This is a genomic window from Nocardia farcinica (assembly GCF_001182745.1).
Taxonomy (GTDB): domain Bacteria; phylum Actinomycetota; class Actinomycetes; order Mycobacteriales; family Mycobacteriaceae; genus Nocardia; species Nocardia farcinica.
Window position 1 is genome coordinate 2382763 of record NZ_LN868938.1, and the last position, 24847, is coordinate 2407609.

General features: G+C 73.4%; 22 protein-coding genes. 17 read left to right on the top strand and 5 right to left on the bottom strand.

Going from position 1 to position 24847, the window contains the following annotated elements:
- Complete coding sequence (locus AMO33_RS11560; RefSeq protein ID WP_011208282.1) at positions 1–762, top strand: LppM family (lipo)protein; 762 nt, start codon at positions 1–3, stop codon at positions 760–762.
- On the top strand, positions 759–1973 hold the full coding sequence (locus AMO33_RS11565) for a glycosyltransferase (RefSeq protein WP_060593440.1): 1215 nt from the start codon (positions 759–761) through the stop codon (positions 1971–1973). The genes AMO33_RS11560 and AMO33_RS11565 overlap by 4 nt, the downstream gene beginning before the upstream one ends.
- Positions 1974–1985: 12 nt before the next feature.
- On the opposite strand, the gene AMO33_RS11570 is transcribed toward AMO33_RS11565, so the two are convergent.
- Complete coding sequence (locus tag AMO33_RS11570) at positions 1986–2684, bottom strand: hypothetical protein (RefSeq protein WP_041560814.1); 699 nt, start codon at positions 2682–2684, stop codon at positions 1986–1988.
- A gap of 251 nt (positions 2685–2935) precedes the next feature.
- On the opposite strand from AMO33_RS11570, the gene AMO33_RS11575 reads away from it, so the two are divergent.
- The 8 genes from AMO33_RS11575 to AMO33_RS11610 all read left to right on the top strand — a co-directional run bounded on the left by AMO33_RS11575 (position 2936) and on the right by AMO33_RS11610 (position 12614).
- Positions 2936–4552, top strand: a complete 1617-nt coding sequence (locus AMO33_RS11575) for an ABC transporter substrate-binding protein (protein ID WP_060592544.1) — start codon at positions 2936–2938, stop codon at positions 4550–4552.
- 2 nt (positions 4553–4554) lie between these two features.
- Entirely contained in the window at positions 4555–5544 is a 990-nt protein-coding gene (locus AMO33_RS11580; RefSeq protein WP_060592546.1) for an ABC transporter permease, read from the top strand.
- A 37-nt stretch (positions 5545–5581) separates the two neighbouring features.
- The gene (locus AMO33_RS11585) at positions 5582–6430 is read left to right on the top strand and encodes an ABC transporter permease (RefSeq protein WP_170916197.1); all 849 of its coding nucleotides are present in this window, start codon (positions 5582–5584) and stop codon (positions 6428–6430) included.
- A gap of 74 nt (positions 6431–6504) precedes the next feature.
- On the top strand, positions 6505–8112 hold the full coding sequence (locus tag AMO33_RS11590) for a dipeptide ABC transporter ATP-binding protein (protein ID WP_060592547.1): 1608 nt from the start codon (positions 6505–6507) through the stop codon (positions 8110–8112).
- Positions 8112–9263, top strand: coding sequence for an LLM class flavin-dependent oxidoreductase (locus AMO33_RS11595; RefSeq protein WP_060592549.1), 1152 nt, complete (start codon positions 8112–8114; stop codon positions 9261–9263). The genes AMO33_RS11590 and AMO33_RS11595 overlap by 1 nt, the downstream gene beginning before the upstream one ends.
- Positions 9260–10627 (top strand): NtaA/DmoA family FMN-dependent monooxygenase, encoded by a 1368-nt coding sequence (locus tag AMO33_RS11600; protein ID WP_060592551.1) that lies wholly within the window; start codon positions 9260–9262, stop codon positions 10625–10627. Before AMO33_RS11595 ends, AMO33_RS11600 begins: the two co-directional genes overlap by 4 nt.
- Positions 10624–11433, top strand: coding sequence for a DUF1684 domain-containing protein (locus AMO33_RS11605; RefSeq protein WP_011208273.1), 810 nt, complete (start codon positions 10624–10626; stop codon positions 11431–11433). The genes AMO33_RS11600 and AMO33_RS11605 overlap by 4 nt, the downstream gene beginning before the upstream one ends.
- Positions 11430–12614 (top strand): LLM class flavin-dependent oxidoreductase, encoded by a 1185-nt coding sequence (locus AMO33_RS11610; RefSeq protein ID WP_060592552.1) that lies wholly within the window; start codon positions 11430–11432, stop codon positions 12612–12614. Before AMO33_RS11605 ends, AMO33_RS11610 begins: the two co-directional genes overlap by 4 nt.
- On the opposite strand, the gene AMO33_RS11615 is transcribed toward AMO33_RS11610, so the two are convergent.
- Positions 12581–13546: a methylenetetrahydrofolate reductase gene (locus AMO33_RS11615; RefSeq protein ID WP_076574024.1), complete on the bottom strand. Its 966-nt coding sequence runs from the start codon at positions 13544–13546 to the stop codon at positions 12581–12583. The genes AMO33_RS11610 and AMO33_RS11615 overlap by 34 nt on opposite strands.
- Positions 13547–13729: 183 nt before the next feature.
- Between AMO33_RS11615 and AMO33_RS11620 the strand changes: the two genes are divergently transcribed.
- The 5 genes from AMO33_RS11620 to AMO33_RS11640 all read left to right on the top strand — a co-directional run bounded on the left by AMO33_RS11620 (position 13730) and on the right by AMO33_RS11640 (position 19768).
- Positions 13730–14875, top strand: a complete 1146-nt coding sequence (locus tag AMO33_RS11620) for a polyprenyl synthetase family protein (protein ID WP_170916199.1) — start codon at positions 13730–13732, stop codon at positions 14873–14875.
- Complete coding sequence (locus AMO33_RS11625; protein ID WP_011208269.1) at positions 14872–15078, top strand: hypothetical protein; 207 nt, start codon at positions 14872–14874, stop codon at positions 15076–15078. The genes AMO33_RS11620 and AMO33_RS11625 overlap by 4 nt, the downstream gene beginning before the upstream one ends.
- Positions 15079–15238: 160 nt before the next feature.
- On the top strand, positions 15239–16819 hold the full coding sequence (gene crtI, locus AMO33_RS11630) for a phytoene desaturase family protein (RefSeq protein ID WP_060592554.1): 1581 nt from the start codon (positions 15239–15241) through the stop codon (positions 16817–16819).
- A 64-nt stretch (positions 16820–16883) separates the two neighbouring features.
- Positions 16884–18578 carry an alpha-(1->6)-mannopyranosyltransferase A gene (locus AMO33_RS11635; protein WP_107103098.1) on the top strand — a complete coding sequence of 565 codons (1695 nt, stop codon included), beginning with the start codon at positions 16884–16886 and terminating at the stop codon, positions 18576–18578.
- On the top strand, positions 18575–19768 hold the full coding sequence (locus AMO33_RS11640) for a phytoene/squalene synthase family protein (protein WP_060592556.1): 1194 nt from the start codon (positions 18575–18577) through the stop codon (positions 19766–19768). The genes AMO33_RS11635 and AMO33_RS11640 overlap by 4 nt, the downstream gene beginning before the upstream one ends.
- A gap of 101 nt (positions 19769–19869) precedes the next feature.
- Here AMO33_RS11640 and AMO33_RS11645 read toward each other — a convergent pair whose 3' ends face one another.
- The gene (locus AMO33_RS11645; RefSeq protein ID WP_011208265.1) at positions 19870–20238 is read right to left on the bottom strand and encodes an Rv2175c family DNA-binding protein; all 369 of its coding nucleotides are present in this window, start codon (positions 20236–20238) and stop codon (positions 19870–19872) included.
- A gap of 150 nt (positions 20239–20388) precedes the next feature.
- Between AMO33_RS11645 and pknB the strand changes: the two genes are divergently transcribed.
- A complete protein-coding gene (gene pknB / locus AMO33_RS11650; protein ID WP_197657699.1) occupies positions 20389–22356 on the top strand; it encodes a Stk1 family PASTA domain-containing Ser/Thr kinase in 1968 nt (655 codons plus the stop codon).
- A 51-nt stretch (positions 22357–22407) separates the two neighbouring features.
- Here pknB and AMO33_RS11655 read toward each other — a convergent pair whose 3' ends face one another.
- Complete coding sequence (locus AMO33_RS11655; protein WP_011208263.1) at positions 22408–23796, bottom strand: class II 3-deoxy-7-phosphoheptulonate synthase; 1389 nt, start codon at positions 23794–23796, stop codon at positions 22408–22410.
- A gap of 196 nt (positions 23797–23992) precedes the next feature.
- On the opposite strand from AMO33_RS11655, the gene AMO33_RS11660 reads away from it, so the two are divergent.
- On the top strand, positions 23993–24481 hold the full coding sequence (locus tag AMO33_RS11660) for a polyadenylate-specific 3'-exoribonuclease AS (protein ID WP_041560810.1): 489 nt from the start codon (positions 23993–23995) through the stop codon (positions 24479–24481).
- A gap of 57 nt (positions 24482–24538) precedes the next feature.
- Here the strand turns inward: AMO33_RS11660 and AMO33_RS11665 are convergent, their stop codons facing one another.
- On the bottom strand, positions 24539–24718 hold the full coding sequence (locus AMO33_RS11665; protein WP_041559999.1) for an antitoxin: 180 nt from the start codon (positions 24716–24718) through the stop codon (positions 24539–24541).
- Positions 24719–24847: the final 129 nt, after the last annotated feature.

Consider the following 24847-nt stretch of genomic DNA (forward strand, 5'->3'; position numbering starts at 1 on the left):
ATGTGTGCCGTGCGATCGAGTGCAGCCACTACGCCCGGTGCCGGGGCACCCAGGCGTACCCGGGTCCGAGTAGCGTCGGCCGTCCTGCTGGCGGCGTTGTTGGTGCCGATGCTGGCCGGGTGCCTGCGGGTGCAGGTGTCGATGGGTGTGTCGTCGAACGACCGGGTGTCCGGGCGGATCGTGGCGGCCGTCGTGCCCGCCTCCCCCGACGACAAGGGCCCGCAGCTGAAGGCGCCGGACTCGCTGGCGGCCAAGGTGCGGGTGGAGCCGTACAACCAGGACGGCTATGTGGGCAGCAAGGTCTTCTTCGAGGATCTGTCCTTCGGTGACGTGCAGCAGTTGAGCCAGCTCAACGAGCAGGCCCAGGGGATGCTGCAGTTGCAGTTCCAGCGCACCGGCGACCTGGTGAGCCTCAACGGCCGCGTCGATCTCAAGTCGGTGCCGCCGCACGGCTCGGACGTGCAGTTCACCATCGCGTTCCCCTCCCGGGTGGCCAAGACCAACGGCACCCGCGAGGGCGACAACACGGTGTCGTGGAAGCTGCCGCCCGGTGAGGTGTCCACCTTGCGGGCCGAGGTGGGCTACGCGGACCCGAACACCCGCTCGTTCGCGGGCTGGGCGGGCATCGTCGGCGGTATCACGCTCGCGGTGGCGGCGATCGTCGCGGCGATGGCGTACATGAACCGCAACCCCACCCCGCCCGTGCCCGAGCACCAGTTCTCCTGGCGTCGCTGGTGGCAGTCGGTCAAGCAGTTCCGCTGACCCGGCGGCGCGCGGTGGCCGTGGTCCGGCTGGGCACCGGCCTCGCGCTGGCCGGTGCGGCGGTGGCGACGGTCAACCGCGTGACCATGCCGCGGTTGTCCCCCGGGGTGCCGGTGCTGGAACCGGTCACGGTCTGCGTGCCCGCCCGCGACGAGGCGGACCGGCTGCCCGCGTTGATCGCGGACCTGCGCGCCCAGGTGGGCGTGCCGCGCCTGCGGGTGCTGATCCTCGACGACGCCTCCACCGACGACACCGCCGCCGTCGCCCGCGCCGCGGCCGGCGGCGACCCCCGCATCACGGTGCTGCGGTCGACGACCCCGCCCCCGCCGGGCTGGACCGGCAAGGCCGCGGCCTGCGCGGCGCTGGCGCGCGCCGTCGCGGCACAGGACCGGGCGGGGCGGGACCCGGTCGACGATTCCGACGAGGACACCGGCGGGGGCGCGGCGACGCTGATCTTCCTCGACGCCGACGTACGGCTGGCGCCCGAGGCCGTGGCGGCCGCGGTGGCGCAGGTGCGGCGCGGCGGCGCGGCATTGGTCTCACCGTGGCCGTGGCAGCGGGCCGGGACTCCGGCGGAGGCGCTGGTGCAGCCGCTGCTGTGCTGGTCGTGGGCGGCGACCCTGCCGGTGGTGCTGGGCAACCGGTCACGCAGGCCGAGCACCGCGGTGGCGTGCGGTCAGTTCCTCGCGTTCGACGCCGCCGCGTACGGCGCGATCGGCGGGCACGCGGCGGTGGCGGGCAGTGCCACCGAGGACCTCGACCTCGCCAGAACGCTGCGCCGGGCGGGGTACCGCACCCGCGTGGTGGCCGCGGGCGCGCTGGCGAGCACACGGATGTACCGGGGCGGCGCGGAACTGGCGGCCGGATACACCCGCTGGCTCTGGTCGGCCTACGGCGGGTCGCCGGCGGCCGCCGCGGCCGTGGGAATCGCTGCGGCCCTGGCGTTCTGGGTCCCCCCGGCGGCCGCGCTGCTGGGCCGGGGCGGGGTGCGCCGGGTCGGGGCGGTGGGGTACGCGGCGGCGGTGGTGAGCCGTCTGCTGGCCCGCCGCGTGGAGACCGGGGCCGCGCCGCGGGCCGCCGACCTGCTCGCCGCGGCCGCGCATCCGGTGGCCGTCGCCGCCTACCAGGTGCTGGTCGTGCGGTCGCACCGGGCGCGGCGACGGGGCAGGCTGCGCTGGAAGGGGCGGGCGCTGACGGGCGTTCGCGGCTGAGCCCGCGCGCCGCTATCCGACCGTGGTGAGGCCGACGGTCGGCAGGAAGAAGCAGTCCCGGTCGCCGTTGCGCACGCTGCCGAACACCGCGGCCAGCACGGTGCCCTTGCCGGTGTCGACGGGCACGGCCCGGATACCGCCGACGGGCAGCGCGGCCGCGAACAGGTTGCGCAGGGCCTGCTCGGCGATCGGGCGCCACTGCGCGGGCACCTCCGGCGGGATCATCGCGCCGATCACGTCGGCCAGCGGCCCCATCGCGGCCATGCCCGCACGCCCGGTGCTGACGTTCAACCAGGCCACCTGCAGGCCCGCGGTCGCACCGCTGTCGGGGCCCATGCCGTAGGGCACGAAGGCGAACAGGGTCTGACCGGATTTCACCGCGCTCAGGTCGAGCCCCGGCAGATTCAGGCCGGTCTTCGGCCAGGGCCCCGGCACCGCGCCCGCGGCGGCGGGCAGCAGCCCGAGCGGGCCGTCACCGCAGAACGCGGCCGCGGTCGGGTAGAAGAACGGGTCGATGCCGAGGCCGCGCAGCACCTCCACCGCGGACTGGTAGGCGCCGAGCAGGTCACCCGGCGCGGCGGCCCCGCGCAGCAGCGGGTTCTCGACCGCCGCCGGGGCGGCCGGTGCGGCGTGGGCAGGCACGCCGGACGACAACGCCACCGCGGCGATCGCGGCGGCACAGCAGGTGGACAGACGACGCGACAGGGACACCACAGACCTCCTCGACGGCACGAGCTGAGCTGACGGTACCCCGGCAACCGCCCGCACCAGCGGTTTCCCGGCCGGGCGAACGCTCGGCGCGTCGCGGTGGAGTGGCTCGACCGGGCCATCATGCGCGCCCGGCCGCCGTGCGGCCAGGGCTGTGCTCAGCCTGATTCCTACCCTTGTCGGCCCGCCCGCGCCGTTCGCATGCTGTGACGTCCCTTGAATTCGAAGCAGATCCGAAGCACTGGAGTAGCACCGTGATCCGTCGCCGTCACCGAATCCTCGCCCTCGCGGGAGCGCTCGCCGCCGCCGTCGGCGTGACCGGGTGTGGCGGTGGCACGGCCGCACCGGGCGCGGACGCGGGCCCGCCGCAGCCGGGCGGCACCCTGCGCTACGGGCTGTCCCAGGCGCCCACCTGCGCGGACCCGGCGCAGTCGGGTACCAACCAGACGTTGTATGTGACCCGCCAGGTGGTCGATTCGCTCACCGATCAGGATCCGCGCACCGGCGAGCTGCGGCCGTGGCTGGCCCGCAGCTGGGAGGTGAGCCCGGACGCCACCACCTTCACCTTCCACCTCGCCGACGGCGTCACCTTCAGTGACGGCACGCCGCTGACCGCCGAGTCGGTGCGCAACACCTTCGACGCGGTCGCCCGGCTCGGCACGGTCAAGTCCCCGCTGGGCGCGAGCTACCTCAGCGAGTACACCGGCACCACCGTGGTGGACCGGCTGACCGCGCGGGTGACCTTCCAGCGGCCGAATGCCCAGTTCCTGCAGGCGTCCTCGACCACCCAGCTGGGCATCCTGGCCGATGCGAGCACCGCCGCGACCGCCGAGCAACGCTGCGCGGGCGTGGTGGGCAGCGGCCCGTTCACCTATGCCGAGTGGCGGCAGGACCAGTCGGCCACCCTGGTCAAACGCGCCGGGTACCACTGGGGTTCGGCGGTGTTCGGGCACAGCGGCGAGGCCTACCTGGATCGCCTCGAGTTCACCGTGGTGCCCGAATCGGGCGTGCGCACCGGCAGTCTGGCCTCCGGACAGCTGGACGCGGTGAGCGACGCCCTGCCCCAGGACCTGCCCCAGATCGAAGCGGCGGGCGGGCAGGTGCTCACCGCGTCCAATCCCGGCGTGCCGTTCGGGTTGCAGCCCAACGTGTCCCGCGGCCCGCTGCGCGATCCCGCGGTGCGCCGAGCCCTGCTGACGGCGCTGGACCGCCGCGAACTGGTCGACACCGTGCTCGGCCCGCAGTTCCACGCCGCCACCGGCCCGCTGGCCGCGTCCACCCCCGGGTACCGCGACCTGTCGGCGCGGCTGACGCACGATCCGGCGAGGTCGGGCGAGATCCTGGACCGGGCGGGCTGGGTGCCCGGTGGCGACGGTATCCGGGCCAAGGACGGGCAGCGGCTGTCGTTCGCGGTGCTGTTCAGCGGCGCGTTCGCCGGGAACCAGGCGGTGCTGGAGTTGAGCCAGCAGCAACTGCGCCGGGTGGGTGTGGAGTTGCGTCTCGAACCCGCCGCCACGCCGGAGTACACGGCCAGGCAGAACGCCAAGGACTACGACGCGCTGTACTACAACACCACCCGCGCCGACGGCGACATCCTGCGCAACGTCTTCGGAATCACCGGGCGCAACCTCAATCTGCGCGCGGCGATCCCGGCACTCGACGAGGCCTTGGACGGGCAGCTGCGCACCGCCGACCCGGCCGCGCGGGCGGCGCTGATCGGCACCGCCCAGGAGCAGGTGCTCGACGCGGGCCTGTGGATTCCCACCATCGAGCTGTCCCAGGCGATCGGCGTCGGTCCGGCGACGCACGGGGTGGCCTTCGACGCCTCGGCGCGGTTGCAGTTCTTCGACGCCTGGCTGGGCGGGCGGTGACGATGGCGCGCTATCTGATCTCGCGGGTGCTGCAAGCGTTGTGGGTGCTGTGGGCGGCGTTCACGCTGTCGTTCGTGGTGCTCTACCTGCTGCCCGCCGATCCGGTCGCGATCGCCGCGGACGCGGGCGGGACCGGCACGCCGGTCGACCAGGCCGCCATCGCCGAACTCCAGGCACGCTACGGGCTGGACCGGCCGCTGTGGGAGCAGTACGGCACCGCGCTGACCCACGCCGTGCGGGGCGATCTCGGCTACTCCATCGCCTCCGGCCGCCCGGTGACGACGGCGATCGGCGCGGTGCTGCCCGCCACGCTGGCGCTGGCGTCGCTGGCGCTGGCGCTGGCCGTGGCGGGCGGGGTGATCGTGGCGTTCGCGGCGACCTATACCCGCAGGCCGTGGCTGCGCGGTGTGCTCACCGCGCTGCCGCCGATGGGTGTGTCGGTTCCGACGTTCTGGACGGGCCTGATCCTGTTGCAGCTGTTCTCCTTCCACTGGCGGCTGGCGCCGGCGTTCGGCGGTGACGGGCTGCGCGGCACCCTGCTGCCCGCGATCACGCTGGCGGTGCCGATCGGCGCCGTGCTCGCCCAGGTGCTCACCGCGGGCCTGGAATCGACCTGGCGGCAACCGTTCACGGAGGTGGCGCTGGCCAAGGGCGCGTCCCGGTGGTGGGTGCAGCGCAGGCATGTGGCCCGGCCGGCCGCGATACCGACGCTGACCATCGGTGGCGTGCTGGTGGGCAACCTGCTGGCCGGGTCGGTGGTGGTGGAGACGGTGTTCGCCCGCGAGGGGCTTGGCCGCCTCACCCAGACTTCGGTGCTGGCCCAGGACATTCCGGTGGTACAGGGCATCGTGATGGTCACCGCGCTGGTGTTCGTCAGCGTCAACCTCGTCGTCGATCTGGTGTATCCGCTGCTGGATCCGCGCATCACCACGACGGGCGTGGGGCGCGTGCCGAGCGCCGCCGGGCGGGAGGAGGTGCCTGCCGGTGTCTGACCGCAGGATCGTCTCGGGCGCGGGACCGGCGGCGGCGCTGGGCGCGGTGGCCGCGTGGTGGCGCGGCGCGCGCCCGGCCCCGCAGTCGGTGCGGGCCAATGCCGGGCTGGTGGTGTCGGCGGCGGTGACGGTGCTGGTGCTCGGATGGGCGCTGTTCCCGTCGGTGTTCGCCGGTGGTGACCCGTTGACCGGGGTACCCGCCGAGAAGCTGCGCCCGCCGAGTCCGGACCACTGGTTCGGCACCGACAACCTCGGCCGCGACCTCTACACCCGGGTGGTGCACGGCGCGGGGCTCTCGCTCACCGCCACGGTCTCGGCGGTGGCGATCGCCCTGGTGGCCGGTGCGCTGCTCGGTCTGCTGGCCGGCGCGCTGGGTGGCGTGGTGGACGCGGTGACGATGCGCGTGGTCGACGTGCTGCTGTCCATTCCGGCGCTGCTGCTCTCGCTCGCCCTGGTGACCGCGCTCGGCTTCGGCACCGCGAATGTGGCGATCGCCGTGGGCGTCTCGCTGGTGGCGAACTTCGCCCGGGTGATGCGCTCGGAGGTGCTGCGGGTGCGCACCGCGACCTACGTGGAAGCGGCGCGCGCGAGCGGGGTGCGCTGGTATGTCGTGCTCGCCCGCCACATCCTGCCCAACGCCTACCGTCCGGTGCTCGCGCTGGCGGCGGTGGAGTTCGGCATGGCGGTCCTGGCGGTCTCGGCGCTGAGCTTCCTCGGCTACGGCGCGAAACCGCCGACCCCGGAGTGGGGTTCGTTGATCTCGGAGGGCCGCAACTACCTGGCCGGTGCCTGGTGGCTGACCACCCTGCCCGGTCTGGTGATCGTCGTGGTCGTGCTCGCGGCCCAGCACCTGGGCCGCGCCGTGGAGCGGAGCCGGACCGCATGAGTGGGTCAGCGGCCGGAGGCGGCAGCGCAGCATCACCACGCAGGCCGCCCCACTCAGGCGGAATCGGGCACAGTATGAGCGAACTGCTGCGGATCGACCAGCTGCGGGTGACCTATCGCAGCGGCGGCGGCGCGGTGACCGCGCTGGCCGGCGCCTCGCTGACGGTCGCTCCCGGCGAGGTGGTGGCGTTGGTCGGCGAATCCGGTTCGGGCAAATCGACGCTCGCGCACGCGGTGATCGGCCTGCTGCCGCGGGCCGCGCGAGTCGGCGGCGGCCACATCGAGTTCGCCGGGCTGCGCGTCGACACCGCCGACGAGCGCACGCTGCGGCGGCTGCGGGGGGCCAGGATCGGCTTCGTCCCCCAGGATCCCGGGCTGTCGCTGAACCCGGTGCGGCGGGTGGGCGATCAGATCGCCGAAGCGCTGCGCGTGCACGGCCTGGCCGATCCGCGCACCGCCCGCGCCCGCGTCCTCGACCTGCTCGACGAGGTGGGCTTGGAGCGGTCGCAGCGCTGGGAGCGGCGCTATCCGCACGAGCTGTCCGGGGGGCAACGCCAGCGGGTGCTCATCGCCATCGCGCTGGCCTGCGGACCGGAGCTGATCATCGCCGACGAACCCACCAGTGCCCTGGACGCGACGGTGGCACGCCGGGTGCTCGACCGGCTGGCCGAGCGGATCGGCGCGCGCGGCACCGCCGTGCTGCTGATCACCCACGACCTGGCGATGGCCGCCGAGCGGGCCGACCGGCTCGTAGTGCTGGCCGACGGGGAGATCGTGGAGTCCGGCCGTCCCGCCGACCTGCTCACCGCGCCACGGCATCCCTACACCGCGCGGTTGCTGGCCGCCTCGCCGAGCCTGCGCCCCGCGCCCGCGCGCCCGGCCCGCCCGGCGACCGGTGCGCCGCTGCTGGTGCTGCGCGAGGTGCACAAGCGCTACCGCACGCCCGCGGGCACGGTCACCGCGGTGGACGGGGTCGGCTTCGAACTGCGCCGTGGGGAAACGCTGGCGCTGGTCGGCGAATCCGGGTCGGGCAAGTCCACCACGGCGCGGATCGCGTTGCGGCTGACCGGCGCCGACCGTGGCAGCGTGACCTTCGACGGGCACGACATCACCGCCGTGCGCGGCGCACGGTTGCGTGCGCTGCGCAGGCGCTTCCAGGTGGTGTACCAGAATCCCTACGGCTCGCTGGATCCACGCCAGTCGCTGGCCACGATCATCGCCGAGCCGTTGCGCGCCTTCGGCATCGGCGACCGGGCCGCCCGCCGGGCCCGGGTGCGGGAACTGCTCGGACAGGTCGCGTTGCCCGAGCACTACGCCGTCCGCCGCCCGGCCGAACTCTCCGGCGGCCAACGTCAACGCGTCGCGATCGCCCGCGCGCTGGCGCTGCACCCCGACCTGCTGGTCCTCGACGAACCGGTCTCGGCGTTGGACGCCTCGGTGCAGGCCCAGATCCTCGACCTGCTCGAACGCCTGCAATCCGAGCTGGATGTGAGCTACCTGTTCATCTCCCACGACCTCGCGGTGGTCCGGCGCATCAGCGACCACGTGGCGGTGATGCGGCACGGGAAGGTCGTCGAATCCGGGCCGACGGCGGCGATATTCGACGCGCCGCGCCACGAGTACACCGCCGAGCTGCTCGCGGCGATCCCCCACCCCCAGCTGTCCCGGAAAGGACCGTCCTGATGGCGCAACCGCAGCACCGCCCCGCGTTCTTCCACGGGATCGAACTCGTCGGCACCGGCGCCCACCCCGCCTCCTGGCGACGGGCCGACTCACGCGCCGAGGACCTGTTCGGCGCGCCGTACTGGGTGTCGGCGATCACCGCGGCCGAACGCGCCGGGCTCGACGCGGTCTTCCTGCCCGATTCCTTCGGCCTGCAACCCGGCGGCCCCGCGGTGGTGCGGGGCAGGCTGGACGCGGTCGCCGTCGCCGCGCGCGCCGCGGCCGCCACCGGCCGCATCGGTCTGGTGCCGCAGGTCACCGTCACCCACACCGAGCCCTTCCACGTGTCCAAAGCCGTTGCCGCACTGGATTTCGCGACGCGGGGCCGCGCGGGCTGGGAGGTCGCCGTCTCGCCCGGCGCCGCGCAGGCCAAGGCGTTCGGGCGCAAGGGGCCGCAGCAGGCGGCGCAGCTGTGGCGCGAGGCCGACGACGCGATCGAGGTGGTCACCCGGCTGTGGGATTCCTGGGAGGACGACGCCGAGATCCGCGACGTCGCGACCGGGCGCTTCATCGACCGCGCCAAACTGCACTACATCGACTTCGTCGGCGAGTACTTCTCGGTGAAGGGGCCCTCGATCACCCCGCGTTCGCCGCAGGGGCAACCGGTCGTGGCCGTCCGCGCCGACGACGGCGCCGCCATCGGCGTGGCGGTGCGCCGCGCCGACCTGCTCCGCATCGCCCCACCGGATCTGGACGCCGCGCACGCCCGCCGGACCGCGCTGCGCCAGGCCGCGCTCGGCGCGGGCCGCGACCCCGACACCCTCACCGTGCTCCTGGACCTCGACGTGCACTTGGCCGAGCGCGCCGAGGACGCGCACGCCGACCTCGAGCAGCTCGACCGCTGGGCCGCGCCGTCGATTCGTCCCGCCGCCACCGGCCTGCGCCACATCGGCACCCCCGGCTCGCTGCGGCAGCTGCTGGCCGACCTGGCCGGGTCCGGCGCCGCCGACGGCGTGGTGCTGCGCCCGCTGGCGGTGCCCGCGGCACTGCGCCTGCTCGCCTCGGACCCGCCGGACCCCACCGGCGCGGCGGGTTCGCTGCGCGAGCGGATCGGCCTGCCCCGCCCACCCAGCCGCTACGCCGCGGCACGCACGGAAGGAACGCCGTCATGACCCGGCCCCGTAAACAGGTGCACCTGGCCGCGCACTTCCCCGGCGTCAACAACACCACCGTCTGGAGCGACCCGGACTCGGGCAGCCAGATCGATTTCGCCTCCTTCGAGCATCTCGCCCGCACCGCCGAACGCGGCCTGTTCGACTTCTTCTTCCTCGCCGAGGGACTGCGGCTGCGCGAGCACCGCGGCCGCATCCACGACCTGGACGTCGTCGGCAGGCCGGACACCTTCACCGTGCTCAACGCCCTGGCCGGGGTCACCGAGCGGCTCGGCCTGGCGGGAACCATCAACTCCACCTACAACGAGCCCTTCGAGCTGGCCAAACAGTTCGCCTCGCTGGACCACCTCTCCGGCGGCCGGGCGGCCTGGAACGTTGTCACCTCCTCCGACGCGTTCACCGGCGAGAACTTCCGCCGCGGCGGATATCTCGAGCACGCCGACCGCTACCGGCGCGCCGCCGAGGTCGTCGAACTCAGCCGGGCGCTGTGGGACAGCTGGCCCGCCGACGCGCTGGTGGTCGATCGCGCGGCGGGCGTGTTCGCGCACGCGATCCCCGAAACCCGGTACCGGGGCAGCCAGTTCGACATCGCGGCGCCGTTCGTGGTGCCGCCGAGCCCGCAAGGGCATCCCGTGCTGTTGCAGGCGGGCGACTCCGACGAGGGCCGCGAATTCGGTGCGGCCGCCGCCGATGCCATCTTCACCGCGCACGGCACGCCGGCCGCGGGCCGCGCCTTCTACGCCGACGTCAAGGGCAGGCTGGCCAAGTACGGCCGCAGGCCCGAACACCTGAAGATCTTCCCGGCCGCCACCTTCGTCCTCGGCGACACCGCCGAGGAGGCCCAGGAGCGTGCCCGCCACATCCGGCTCCAGCAGGTGGGGCCGCAGACCGCGCTGGCGTTCCTGGAACAGGTGTGGGGCCGGGACCTGTCCGGCTACGACCCGGACGGTCCGCTGCCCGACCTGGAACCCACCGGCGACGTGGAGATCACCCGCGGCCGGGTGCGGCACGCCAAGGACCCGCGCGCCGTCGCGGCGGCCTGGCGGGAGAAGGCCGCGGCCGAGGGGCTGAGCATCCGCGAACTCGTCATCGAGGTCACCGCCCGCCAGCAGTTCGTCGGCACCCCCGCCCAGGTGGCCGCCGAGATCGACGAATACGTGCAGACCGACGCCGCCGACGGGTTCATCCTCGTCCCCCACCTCACGCCCGCGGGCCTCGACGAGTTCGTCGACCGGGTCGTCCCGGAACTGCAGGACCGCGGCAGTTTCCGCACCGAGTACCGCGGCGCCACGCTGCGCGACCACCTCGGTCTGCCCCACCCCCACCGTCACCGCACCGCACCCGAAGGAGCCCGAGCGTCATGACCACAAGCACCGCGACCGGTTTCGAGACCGACTGGGCGCACTGGCACCGTGCCCGCGAAGACCAGCTGCGCGACCCGCTCGGCTTCCTGAGCCTGACCGCCCTGCACTGGCTGTCCGATCGCCCCGAGCACTTCGACGGTCTGCCCGGCACCTGGTGGGTCACCGACGACAAGGTGTTCATCACCGCGCAACCGGGCGACCGGCTGATCGCCGAGGGCAGCGACATCGCGGGAGTGCGGATCCTGACGCCCGTCGAGGGCGGACCCGGCGTACCGGTGCGCCACGAGCGCCGCATCCTCGAGGTCATCCGCCGCACCGGCCGCCACGCCGTGCGGGTGCACGATCCGGCCGCGCCCGCGCTGGCGCGGTTCACCGGCGTCCCGGCCTATGCGCCCGACCCGCGCTGGGTGCTGCCCGGACGCTTCACCGCCTTCGCCGCGCCACGGACGGTCACCACCGGCGCGGTCATCGACGGGCTCGAACACCAGCACCAGGCCGTCGGCGTGGTGGAGTTCGCCGTGGGCGCGGTGACCGAACAGGTCGTCGTCTTCCGCACCGGCGCCGATCTGCGCATCCTGTTCACCGACGCGACCAGCGGCGTGACCACCTATCCGGCGGCGCGGTCGCTGACGCTGCCCGCCCCCGACGCCGAGGGCGCGGTCGTGCTCGACTTCAACCGGGCGGTGAACCTGCCGTGCGCCTTCACCGATTTCGCGACCTGCCCGGTGGCGCCGGAACAGAACCGGCTGCGGGTGGCGATCGAAGCGGGCGAACAGGATCCGCGGCTGGGCGGGGCGCCGCGATGACCGTGCCGCTGTCGGTTCTCGACCTCGCTCCGGTGAGCGCGGGCTCCTCCCCGCGTCAGGCGTTGCGCAACACCGTCGAGTTGGCGCGCAAGGCCGAGGAGTGGGGTTATCACCGGTACTGGCTGGCCGAACACCATTTCGTCGCCGTGGCCAGCGCCAGCCCGATCACGCTGATCGCGCTGGTGGCCGCGGCCACCTCCCGCATCCGGGTGGGATCGGGAGCGGTGCAGCTGGGACACCACACCTCGGCGTCGATCGTGGAGGGCTTCGGCACCGTCGACGCGCTGCACCCGGGGCGGCTGGACCTGGGCATCGGCCGGTCCGGGCACCGGCGCGCCCAATTCGGCGCGGAGGCGGGCGCGCCCGAGGGCGCGCACCCGGTCGACGACGCCGCCACCGGCCGCACCACGGTCCGCGACGGCGTGGTGGTGCCGCCGGCCTTCGATCCACGCGGGCTCGGCGACCGCCGCCGCTACCTGGCCGGGCTGGCCGCCCTGCACCTGCCCGGCGCCGAACCGCTCGATTTCGCCGCGCAGATCGCCGAGATCCGGGCGTTGCTGGACGGCACCTACGTCAGCGCCGACGGTGTGCCGCTGCACGCGGTGCCCGGCGAGGGCGCGCGGGTGCAACTGTGGCTGTTCGGCAGCAGCGGTGGCGAGAGCGCGGAACTCGCGGGCAGGCTCGGCCTGCCGTTCGCGGCGGCCTACCACACCGCACCCGGCACGGCGCTGGAGGCGGTGGCCGCCTATCGGGCCGCCTTCCGCCCGTCGGTGCAGCTGGCCGAGCCGTACGTGGTGGTCTCGGCCGATGTCGTGGTCGCCGAGGACGACGCCACCGCCCGGCATCTGGCCTCGACGTACGGCCACTGGGTGCACAGCATCCGCGCGGGCGGCGGCGCGGCCGAGATCCTCGATCCCGACACCGCCGCGCCGCTCACGCCCGATCAGCGCAGGCTGGTCGAGGACCGGCTGGCCACCCAGTTCGTCGGCAGCCCGGCCACGGTGGTGGAACGGCTCGGCGCGTTGCAGCGGGCCACCGGCGCGAACGAACTGCTCGTCACCAGCGTCACCCACGACCACGCCGCCCGCCTGGCCTCGCACCGGCTGCTCGCCGAGGCGTGGGGACTACCACCCGCCGCCCGCGACGGTCACGCCCGGACGGGGGCGGCGGTGACTCCGTAGCCGAGGTTGGTGAGGACCTCGCTGGTCGCCTTGGCGAAGTTCAGGGTGATGAAGTGCAGGCAGGGCGCGCCCTCGTCGATGAGCCGCTGCGCCATCTCGGTGGCGATCTCGATGCCGACCTCACGCACCGCGGCGCGATCCTCCTCCGGGCCGTCGCCCGCGGCGCGCCGCAGCCGGTCCAGCACGGCGGCGGGCAGCGGGCGCCCGCACAGCTCCTCGGCGCGGGTGACGGTGCGCAGCGAGGTGATCGGCATCAGCTCGGGGATGATCGGTTTGGCGCCCTCGGCCGGGTCGAGCGCCGCCAACCGGTCGCGCAGCCGCAGGTAGTGCTCGACCTCGAAGAACATCTGGGTGATCGAATATTCCGCGCCCGCACGCAGTTTCGCGGCCAGGAAAGCGGTGTCGGTGGCCAGGTCCGGCGATCGGTGGTGCCCCTGGGGGAACGAGGCGACGCCGACGTGGAAATCGCCGAGGTCACGCACGATCCGCACCAGTTCCTCGGCGTACTCCACGCCCTCGGGGTGCTTGTGCCATTCGCCCAGCGGGTCGCCCGGCGGGTCGCCGCGCAGCACCAGGATGTTGCGGATCCCGGAGTCGGCGTAGGCGCCGACCAGCGAGCGCAGCTCGGCCACGCTGTGCCCGACGGCGGTCAGGTGGGCCACCGGCAGCAGGGTGGTCTCCTGCGCCAGCTGGCCGGTGACCCGCACGGTGCGATCCTTGGTGGAGCCGCCCGCGCCGTAGGTCATCGAGACGAACGCCGGGTGCATCCGCTCGAACTCGCGCACCGCGCGCCAGAGCCTGGCCTCGCCTGCCGCGTCGCGCGGGGGGTTGAACTCGACGGAGAACGGCACCGACCGGCCGGCGTGGGCGCGCAAGCTCTGCACCACCGAGGGGGTGCCTGCGGCGTGCGGCGGCGCGGGATCGAAAGTCACCGGTCCAGTGTAGTGGGGGCGGCCCGCGGGTCCGTCCGCTCATACGTTCGGACGCGGAATGCCTGGTAGCGCGCCTTTCCTGAGAGTAGGGAGGTTGACATCCGCACCCCGCGCGCGGGCGCGTATTCTTCGTTACGGCGGCACTCTCACCCGGCCCCGCACAGCGCTCCCACACCCGTGACCCTGGAGGTTCCCCTGTCCGCCGGACCCGGTACTCCGACACGAACCCCGGTCGCCGGGGCGCCCGCGCCGACCCTGGGGTCCGCGGAATTCGTCGCCTCCGTGCAGGCGGTGCTGAGCGACTTCTTCACCAGCCGCCGTCCCGCGGTCCGCGCACTCGGCCCGGTGTTCGAGGAGGCCGCCGACGCGCTGGAGGCGTTCGTGCTGCGCGGCGGCAAGCGCACCCGGCCCGCGTTCGCGTGGACGGGGTGGCTCGGTGCGGGTGGCAGCCCGACGGCTCCCGAGGCGGACGCGGTGCTCACCGCCTGTGCCGCGCTCGAACTCGTGCAGGCCTGCGCGCTGGTGCACGACGACATCATCGATTCCTCGCGCACCCGCCGCCGCTTCCCGACCGTGCACGTCGACTTCGAGCAGCGCCACCGCGAGCGCGGCTGGACCGGCGACCCCGCGCACTTCGGCGTCAGCGTCGCCATCCTGATCGGCGATCTCGCGTTGGCCTGGGCCGACGACATGGTGCACGCCTCGGGCCTCGACGCGGCCGCGATCGGCCGCTTCGCCCCGGTCTGGGCGCTGATGCGCACCGAGGTGCTCGGCGGGCAGCTGCTCGACATCAACGGCGAGGCGGGCCGCGACGATTCGGTGGAGGCCGCGCTGCGGATCAACCGCTACAAGACCGCCGCCTACACCGTCGAACGGCCGCTGCACCTGGGTGCCGCGATCGCCGACGCCGACACCGAGCTGGTCGCGGCCTACCGGACCTTCGGCACCGACATCGGCGTCGCCTTCCAGCTGCGCGACGACCTGCTCGGGGTGTTCGGGGATCCCGAGGTCACCGGCAAGCCCTCCGGTGACGACCTGCGCGAGGGCAAGCGCACCGTGTTGCTCGCCGAGGCGCTGCGCCGCGCCGACGCCACCGATCCCGCCGCGGCATCCTTGCTGCGGACCAGCATCGGCACCGATCTGGCTGCCGAGGAAGTGGAACGCTTACGCGCCGTGCTCATCGATCTCGGCGCCGTCGACGATGTGGAACGCCGCATCGCCGATCTCACCGACCGCGGCCTTGCCGCATTGGAAACCAGTTCGGCCGCGCCCGCCGCGAAGCAGACCCTGCGCGGGATGGCGTTGGCCGCTACCAGGAGGACCGCATGAAAGCCGTTGTGGCGCCCGCCCATCGGGTGATAGCTGTCGGCGCCGGGCCCGCCCCGCGCAGCACCGCCAAGCGCCGCGGCAAGGCCGTGGCCGCCATCACCGAACGCCGGGTGATCCTCGGCGCCTCGCTGCCGACGCGGCGGGGTATCCGGGTGCCCCGGTCCTGCTCCGCGCTGCCGGAGGACGAGTCCGCCGAGGACTGACCCGCGGCGCACCCGTGTCCGGGGTCACCCGGGCATCGCGGGTACCGTCGCGCGAGTGGACCGCCGACCGACCGGCAGGCACGGGACGGCGGACCGAGCGCGCCGGTGCGGGCGCGCGGGGCAGGTATCCGCGGGGTGTAGGAAGCGAGGACGTCGACAGATGAAAACCGTTGCGGGGCCGACCGATCGAGTCGTCGTGATCGGCGCGGGCCTGGCCGGTCTCGCCGCGGCGCTGTATCTGACCGGGGCGGGCAGGCAGGTGACGCTGCTGGAGCGCGCCGATCACCCCGGCGGGCGGGTCGGCCGCTACCGCGGGCCGGATTACGAGATCGATTCCGGCGCCACCGTGCTGACGCTGCCCGAGGTGGTGGCCGACGCGCTCGCCGCGGTCGGCCACACCGTCGACTCCGCTCCGGTGCCGCTCGACATCCTGGCGATGGCGCCGAGCTACCACGCCCGCTTCGCCGACGGCTCCGACATCCGCGTCTTCGCCGACCCCGACCGGATGGCCGCGGAGGTGGCGCGCACCTGCGGTCCCGCCGAGGCCAGCCGCTACCGGGAGCTGCGCCGCTGGCTGGCCCGCATCTACCGGGCCGAGTTCGGCGAGTTCATGGACACCAACTTCGATTCCCCGCTGGACATGGTGCGACTCCCCGCCAAACGCGCGGCGCTGCTGGACCTGATCCGCCTCGGCGGCTTCGGCAAGCTCGGGCCGAAGGTCGGCACGCTGCTCACCGACGCGCGCCTGGCCCGGCTGTTCACCTTCCAGGCCCTCTACGCGGGCATGTCGCCCGCCGACGCGCTCGCGGTCTACGGCGCCATCCCGCACATGGACACCGCGCTCGGCGTGTACTTCCCGCGCGGCGGAATGCGGGCCATCGCCGAGACGATGGCCTCGGCGTTCACCGCCGCGGGCGGCACGCTGCGGTTGGGCACCGAGGCGGACGGCATCGACTACCGCGGCAGGCGGGCCCAGCGGGTGCGGTTGGCCGACGGCGGCTCGGTGCCGTGCGACGCGGTGGTGCTCACCGCCGATCTCGGCTCGCTCGAGCGCTTCGGCGGCAGGCGCAGGCGGGGACTGCGCGCCTCGCCGTCGGCGGTGGTCGCGCACGGCACCGTGCCCGCCGCGGTCGCCGCGCGCTGGCCGGTGCAGGCGCACCACACCATCGAGTTCGGCGCGGCCTGGGAGCAGACCTTCCGCGAGATCGCCGCGCGCCGCGGCGGACGGCTGATGAGCGACCCCTCGCTGCTGCTGACGCGGCCCGCGCTCACCGACCCCGCGCTGATCGTCGACCGCGCCGACGGCAGGCACGAGCCGTTCTCGCTGCTGGCGCCCTGCCCGAATCTGGCCGCCGCGCCGCTGGACTGGGACCGGCTGGGCCGCCCCTATCTGCGCGAACTGCTGACGGTGCTGGAGGGACGCGGCTACCGCGGGATCGCCGAGCACTTCACCGTCGACCACCTCGACACCCCGGCCACCTGGCGCGATCAGGGGATGCTGGACGGGAGCCCGTTCTCCGCGGCGCACCTGTTCCGCCAGACCGGGCCGTTCCGCACCCGCAACTTCCCGGCCTTCGCCGACAACGTGGTGCTGGCCGGTTGCGGCACCACGCCGGGGGTGGGCGTGCCGACCGTCGTGCTGTCGGGGAAACTCGCGGCAAACCGGATCACCGGCGCCCGCGGGCACCTCGTCGGCGAAACGGCCCGTACCAGCCCGCTGACGTCCACAGCCACCCATTAAACTGTCTGCCGACCTATTCGCTCGCGGTTGCGGCCGCCGACCTTGCCGGGGGGACCGACACGACATGCATCCCCCCGAGACGAGCGCAGCGACCTCCGCCGAGACCGTGACCAGCGGTTCCACCGGGACCTCCCGTCCCGGGCCCGGCGGTCTCGACGCCCGGCCCGGCCTGCGCTCGCGGATGCAGACCTACGCCGACTTCGCGCGCAGCCCCGAAGGCCACGCGGCCCTGCTCGGCTTCCTCGGCGCGCTGATGATCACCTTCGGCGGCTTCGGCGCGGGCAGCGTCCGCAAACGCGATCCGCTACTCGAGGCGCTGCACCTGTCGTGGTTGCGGTTCGGGCACGGGTACGCGCTGTCGACGATCGTGATCTGGATCGGCGTGTTGCTGATGATCACCGCCTGGGTGCGACTGGGCCGCACCACGATCGGCTTCGGCGAGCGGCCCGGCCACGTGACGCTCAACGAGTTGCGCGCGATCGTCGGCATCTGGATCTTCCCGCTGCTGTTCGCGGTGCCGATGTTCAGCCGCGACGCCTACTCCTACCTGGCGCAGGGCGCGCTGCTGCGCGACGGATTCGACCCCTACCAGGTGGGCCCGGTCGCCAATCCCGGTGTGCTGCTGGACAACGTGAGCCCGGTGTGGACCACCACCACCGCGCCCTACGGTCCGGTCTTCCTGCTGCTCGGCCGCGCGATCACCGCGATCACCGGCGACAACGTGGTCGCGGGCACCATCGCGCTGCGGCTGGTGATGCTGCCCGGCCTGGCGCTGATGATGTGGGCGGTGCCGTACCTGACCAAACATCTCGGCGGCAAGCCGACGGTGGCGCTGTGGCTGGCGGTGCTCAACCCGCTGGTGCTGATCCACCTGATCGGCGGCGTGCACAACGAGATGCTGATGGTGGGGCTGATGTGCGCGGGCATCGCGCTGGTGCTCGAACGCCACCACGTCGCGGGCATCGTCGTGGTCGCGATCGGCGTCGCCATCAAGGCCACCGCGGGCGTCGCGCTGCCGTTCCTGGTGTGGATCTGGATGCTGCACGAACGGGAGCGCCGCGCCGCCGAACGCGCGGGCCGGGACCTCGACGCGACCGCGGGCACCGCCGACGACGCCGCCAAGGCCACCCCGGACATGCCGCATCCCGTGCTGACCTTCGCCAAGATCGCCGGGCTCGGCTTGAGCGTGTTCGCGTTGGTGTTCGTGGCGGCCTCGGCCATCGCCGGTGTCGGCATCGGCTGGCTGACCGCGCTGTCGGGGTCGAAGAAGATCATCAACTGGCTCTCGCTGCCCACCGTGATGGCGCACGCGACCACGTGGATCACCCCGTTGCGGCTGGAGTCGGTACTCACCGTGACCCGGGCGCTGTGCGCGCTGGCGCTGGTGGTGGTGCTGGTGGCGACCTGGTGGCGGTTCCGGCACAGCGAGCGCGAGGCCGTGTTCGGCATCCTCATCGCGTTCGTGGCGATCGTGATCCTCTCCCCCGCCGCGCTGCCCTGGTACTACTCGTGGCCGCTGGCGCTGGCCGCCGGTTTCGCGCTGTCGACGACGACATTGATGGCGTTGGTGGGCGTGTGTACCTGGCTGATGCTGGTGTTCCAGCCGGACGGCTCGATCGGCCTGTACAACTTCTGGCATGTCGCGGCGGCGACCTTCGTCGCGGTGGTGGCCGCGCTCTCGCTGCGCCAGGTCGACCCGCTGCGACTGCGCGCCAACCCGCCGCCCGCGCCGGCGGCGGCCCGCGTCTCCCGAGCGTGAGCGGCACCCGCCCGGTCGACCCGGCACCGGCGGACCTCGCGCCCGCCTATCGCACCTGCCGCCGGATCGCCGCCGACCACGGCCGCACCTACTTCCTGGCCACCCGCCTGCTGACCCCGGCGCAGCGGCCCGCCGTGCACGCGCTGTACGCCTTCGCCCGCCTGGTGGACGACATCGTCGACGTGCCGGGTCCGGCGGGCGGCGGTGACCCGGTCGCCGCGCTGGACGTCGTCGAGGACCGGCTCCGCGCCGCCCTCGCCGCGCCCGCCCGCCCGGACGTACCCCGCGCCACGGCAGCACCCGGCGCGCCCGCCGCACCGATCACCTCCGCCGACGCGCCCGGCCGGCGGTCCTCGAACGCCGCCGGACGCGCGGGGGCGGCACCCCTCGCCCCGGCCGGCACCGATGTGCCACGGCCGGCCGACGGCTCCACGACGCCGGGCGCACCGTGCCCGGCAGCAGCCGAGCACGGCCGCACGCAGGCCGATCGGCCGGCGCGCGCGGCGCTCGACCCGCGGTTGCCCGCCGAGTGGCCGCACGTCCTGGCCGCGCTCGCCGACACCGTCGCGCGCTACGAGATTGCCCCGCAGCACTTCTGGACGTTTCTCGACTCGATGCGGATGGACGTGCCCGGCTCGTCCACGTTCCGGGCGCGCTACGCCGACATGGCCGAGCTGCGCGAGTACATGCGTGGTTCGGCGGCGGCGATCGGCTTGCAGATGGTGCCGGTGCTGGGCACGGTGGGGCCGCGCGCCGCGGCCGAGCCCGCGGCCGCCGCGCTGGGCGAAGCCTTCCAGCTCACCAACTTCCTGCGCGATGTCGCCGAGGATCTCGATCGCGGCCGCGTCTACCTGCCCGCCGCGGAGCTGGCCGCGTTCGGTGTCACCGACGAACTGCTCGGGCACTGCCGCGCCACCGGCCACACCGACCCGCGGGTCCGTCGCGCGCTGGCGCATCTGATCGCGGTGAATCGCGACCTCTACCGTCGCGCGGCCCCGGGCGTCGACCTGCTCACGCCGCGCGTGCGCCCCGCCATCCGCACCGCCAGTGCCCTCTACGCCGCGATCCTCGACCGCATCGAGGACTCCGGCTACGCGGTGTTCACCGCCCGCGCCGTGGTGCCGCGCCGCCGACGCGCGGCGGTCGCGGCGCGCGAACTCGCGGCGGGAATACTCGGTCTCGGCCGCTGACCGGCCGCTCAGCCACCTCGGATAGGGGCTGTGCGGAGCAGGCCACCCGCCCATCGGTGAGCGGGGCACCTCAGCCGGACATCGCGGATCGGCGCCGACGCTCAGAACGGTTCGGCGGCGGCGCGGCGCAGCACCTCGCGCGCCAGCGGCCCGTGCAACGCCTCGACGGGCTTACCGGGCAGCGTCTCGTCGTCGGTGAAGATCCACTCCAGGATCTCCTCGTCGGTGTACTTGGCGTCCTTCATGACCGTGATCAGGCCGGGCAGCGACTTGACCACCGCGCCGCTGTCGTCGAAGAAGACCTCCGGCACACCGGCCACGCCGTCACGGCGCACCGCGATCAGCTGATGATCGCGCAGCATCTGATGCACCCGGGTCACCACGATCCCGAGCCGATCGGCCACCTCGGGCAGTGGCAACAAGGTCACCGACGCCGGAAGCACGTCTTCGCTGCAAGGGAATGCACTCACTCCCCCAACGGTAGCCGGTGCGCCGCGTCGCCCGTCACCCGGGAACCCGCAGGCACACGCCCTGCGCGACGACGGACCGGGCGCCGCCGGGGCGGATGGTTACGATCAGGGGGTCGCAGAGCGCGGCCGAGGAATGCGGAGGACCATCACGTGATCGGGCAGATGCTGGACGGGCGCTACCGGATTGACGCGCCGATCGCGCGGGGCGGCATGTCCATGGTCTTCCGCGGCGTCGACACCCGACTCGACCGCCCCGTCGCCATCAAGGTGATGGACCCCAAGTTCGCGGGCGACCCGCAGTTCCTCACCCGCTTCGAGCTGGAGGCGCGCACCGTCGCCCGGCTCAAGCACCCCTCGCTGGTGGCCGTCTACGACCAGGGCGTGGACGGCGAACATCCGTTCCTCATCATGGAATTGGTGGAGGGCGGCACACTGCGCGAGCTGCTGCGCGAACGCGGCCCGATGCCGCCGCACGCGGTGCGCGCGGTGGCCGAACCGGTGCTGGCCGCGATCGGCGTCGCCCACGCCGACGGCCTGGTGCACCGCGACATCAAGCCGGAGAACGTGCTCATCTCCGATTCCGGCGAGGTGAAGATCGCCGACTTCGGCCTGGTCCGCGCGGTCGCCGCCGCCAACACCACCTCCGCCAGCGTCATCCTGGGCACCGCCGCCTACCTCTCCCCCGAACAGGTCACCGCGGGCAGCGCCGATGCGCGCAGCGACGTCTACGCCTTCGGCATCCTGATCTTCGAGCTGCTCACCGGCCGGGTGCCGTTCACCGGCGACAACTCCCTCTCGGTGGCCTACCAGCGGGTGGAGAAGGACGTGCCGAGCCCGGGACAGTTCATCGCCGGTGTGCCACCGGAATTCGACGAGCTGGTCGCCCGCGCCACCGCGCGCGAACCCGCGCACCGGTTCGCCGACGCCAACGAGATGGTCGCCGAGCTCCGCCGGATCGCGGCCGTGCTGAACCTGCCGCCGTATCGCGTCCCCGCCCCGCAGGACTCCGCCGAACATCTCAGCGCCCGCTACCGCGCCGTGCCGAGCCCGGACGGGCCGCGCACACCGGCCCCGGTCGCGGTCGCCCCGGCTCCGGCGCCGCCGCACACCCAGCACACCAAGGTGGTCACGAGCCCGCATCCGCGGCGCGACGATCCGGCGCCGTATCCGGGCCCGGCCGACCCGCGCCCGGTGGCCCACCGCCAGCCCCCGCCGTATCCGCCCTACACCCCCGACCGGCAGCGGTCCCGGCGCACCACCCTGATCTGGGTCGCGATCGTCGCGGTGCTCACCCTGCTGGTCGGCCTCGGCGGCTGGTGGCTCGGCGTCGGCCGCTACGCCGCCGTGCCGCCGGTGGCCGGGCTCACCACCGACGAGGCCACCCAGGCCATGGCCGCCGCCGGGTTCGACGCCGAGACCAGGCCCAAGGCCTCCGACACCGTTCCGGTGGGCGGGGTGGTCGGCAGCGATCCGCCCGCCGGATCCAAGGTCACCAAGGGCTCCACGGTCGCGGTGCTGGTGTCCAACGGCAAACCCCGGGTGCCGCAGGTGCAGCCGGGCGATGCGATCGACACGGTCGTCGACCTGATCCGCGAAGCAGGACTCACCCCGGTGCAGGCCGGGGAGGCGGGCAGCAGTGCACCGGAGGGCACCCTGGCGAAGGTCGACCCGGCGCCCGGCACCGTGCTGCCGATGAACGCGCAGGTCAAGATCTTCCGCAGCAACGGCGCCCAACCGGTGCCGGTGCCGGACGTGCGCGGCAAGACCACCGAGGAGGCCATCGCCGCGCTCACCGCGGCCGGGCTCGGTGTGGGTGAGACCGTCACCCGCTACGACCGCGCGATCGAATCCGGCAGCGTGATCGGCACCGAGCCGGCCATCGGCACCACGGTCGATTCCGGCCAGGCGATCACACTGTTGGTGTCCAACGCGGTGAAGATCCCCGGCGTGCTCGGGCAGAACGTGGCCGAGGCGCGGGCGAAGCTGGAGGGACTCGGCCTGCACGTGCAGGTCCGCCAGCTCACCCCGCGTGACAGTTCGGTGGTCATCTCACAGAGTCCGTCGGCGTCGAGCAAGGTCGAGCCGGGCACCACCGTCACCCTGGTCGCCCTGCCCTGATCCCCGAGCGCGGGCCGGCGCTCCGCGGCCCGCGGCCCGCGCGGGGGCGTCTCAGCGCAGCATCTCCGCGACCAGGAACGCCAGCTCCAGCGACTGCTGGGTGTTCAGGCGCGGGTCGCAGGCGGTCTCGTAGCGGCCGCTCAGATCCAGATCGGAGATGTCCTGGGCGCCACCGAGGCATTCGGTGACGTCCTCGCCGGTCAGCTCGATGTGCAGGCCGCCCGGATGGGTGCCCAGCGCGTGGTGCACCTCGAAGAAGCCCTGCACCTCGTCGACGATCCGGTCGAAGTGGCGGGTCTTGAACCCGGTGGAGGCCTCGTGGGTGTTGCCGTGCATCGGGTCGCACTGCCAGATCACCTGGTGGCCGGTGGCCTGCACCTTCTCGATGATCGGCGGCAGCGCGTCGCGCACCTTGGTGTTGCCCATGCGCGAGACGATCGTCAGCCGGCCCGGTTCGTTCTTCGGGTCCAGCCGCTCGACGTACTCGACCGCCTGCTCCGGGGTGGTGCTCGGGCCGATCTTGAGACCGATCGGGTTGGCCAGCAGCTCGGCGAACGCGATGTGCGCGCCGTCGAGCTGGCGGGTGCGCTCGCCGATCCACAGGAAGTGCGCGGACAGGTCGTAGAGCAGCGGCTCACCGGTCACCGGGTGGTCGCTCAGCCGCAGCATGGCGCGCTCGTAGTCGAGCACCAGTGCCTCGTGGCTGGCGTAGATCCGGGCCGACTGCAGGCTCGGGTCGTTCACCCGGCAGGCGGTCATGAAGGCCAGGCCGCGATCGATCTCCTCGGCCAGCGCCTCGTAGCGCGCGCCCGCGGGCGACTGCGCCACGAAATCGCGGTTCCAGTCGTGCACCTTGTGCAGGTCGGCCATGCCCGCGTTGGTCAGCGCCCGCACCAGGTTCATCGCGGCGCTGGCGTTGGCGTAGGCGCGGACCAGCCGCGACGGGTCGTGCTCGCGCAGCGCGGCGTCGGCGACCAGCGAGTTCACCATGTCGCCGCGGTAGGACTTCAGGCCGAGCGCGTCGGTGTCGGACGAGCGCGGCTTGGCGTACTGGCCCGCGATACGGGCCACCTTCACCACCGGCAGGCTCGCCCCGTAGGTGAGCACCACCGCCATCTGCAACAGCGTGCGGATGTTGCCGCGGATGTGCGGCTCGGTGTTGTCGGCGAACGTCTCGGCGCAATCGCCGCCCTGCATCAGGAACGCCTCGCCCCTGGCGACCTCGGCCAGCCGCTCGCGCAGCTCCTCGACCTCGGCGGGCACGCAGATCGGCGGCACACTCTCCAGCACGGTGCGCATCTTCGCCGCCTGTTCCGGGTCCCACGACGGCTGCTGCAGCGCGGGACGCGCCAGCGCGTCGTCCAGGCGCCTGCGCAGCTCGGCCGGCAGCGGCGGCAGCTCCGGCAAGCGATCGATGGGTACGTCGACGGTCCAGTTCACCAGTTCAGAATACGTACCGCCGCCTCGGCCGACACCCCTCGGGAGGGGTGAGATACCTCCACCGAGGGTGCATCCCCACCCACCCGTGGAGGCCCTTGCGCGGGCGGGGGCAACCGGTGCGCATAGGGTGACCGTCCGGGGGAACCGTCCCCGCACCGGACAACCCGGACCCGACGACGAGGAGAGGTCGATCTCGCTGCGCTACTTCTACGACTGCGAATTCATCGAGGACGGCCGGGTCATCGACCTGGTCTCCATCGGGGTCGTCTGCGAGGACGGACGCGAATACTACGCGGTGTCCACCGAATTCGATCCCGAGCGGGCCGGGCCGTGGGTGCGCAAGCACGTGCTGCCGCAGCTGCCGCCGCCCGCCTCACCGCGCTGGCGCAGTCGGGCGCAGATCCGCGACGAGCTCTACAAATTCCTCATCCCGCGTTCCTCGGTGCAGCCGGAACTGTGGGCCTGGGTGGGCGCCTACGACCACGTGGCGCTGTGCCAGCTGTGGGGCTCGATGACCGACCTGCCCAGCCTGCTGCCGCGCTACACCAACGAGCTGCGCCAGCACTGGGAGGCCCACGGCCGCCCGGAACTGCCGCCGGTCCCACCGGACGCCCACGACGCGCTCGCCGACGCCCGCCACAACCTCGCCAAGTTCGAGGCCATCGAGGCGGCGCGCCGGCGCTGACCCGACGCACGCGGCGGCCCCGGATCGGGATGCGATCCGGGGCCGACGGCGGGTGCGCTACGGCTGCTGATTCGGCCGGTCGAGGTAGTCCTTGGCCTTCTGCTGGCCCTTGTCCACGTGGTCGGCGTACTTGCCGCCGGTGCGCTGGTCGAACATGTCGCCGGCCTTGTCGATGCCGCCCTTGACGCGGTCGGGGTTCTTGCCGACCAACTCCTTGAGCTTATCGATAATCGACATCCGCTCCTCCTGGTGTTCTCGGCTCGCGCGGTGCACCGCGCCCTTCGGGGTGAACCCTACGCGGGCCGGCGCCCGGACATGCGGTTTCGCTATCACATCGCGATATCGCCCCCGGAACACGGGAAGGCC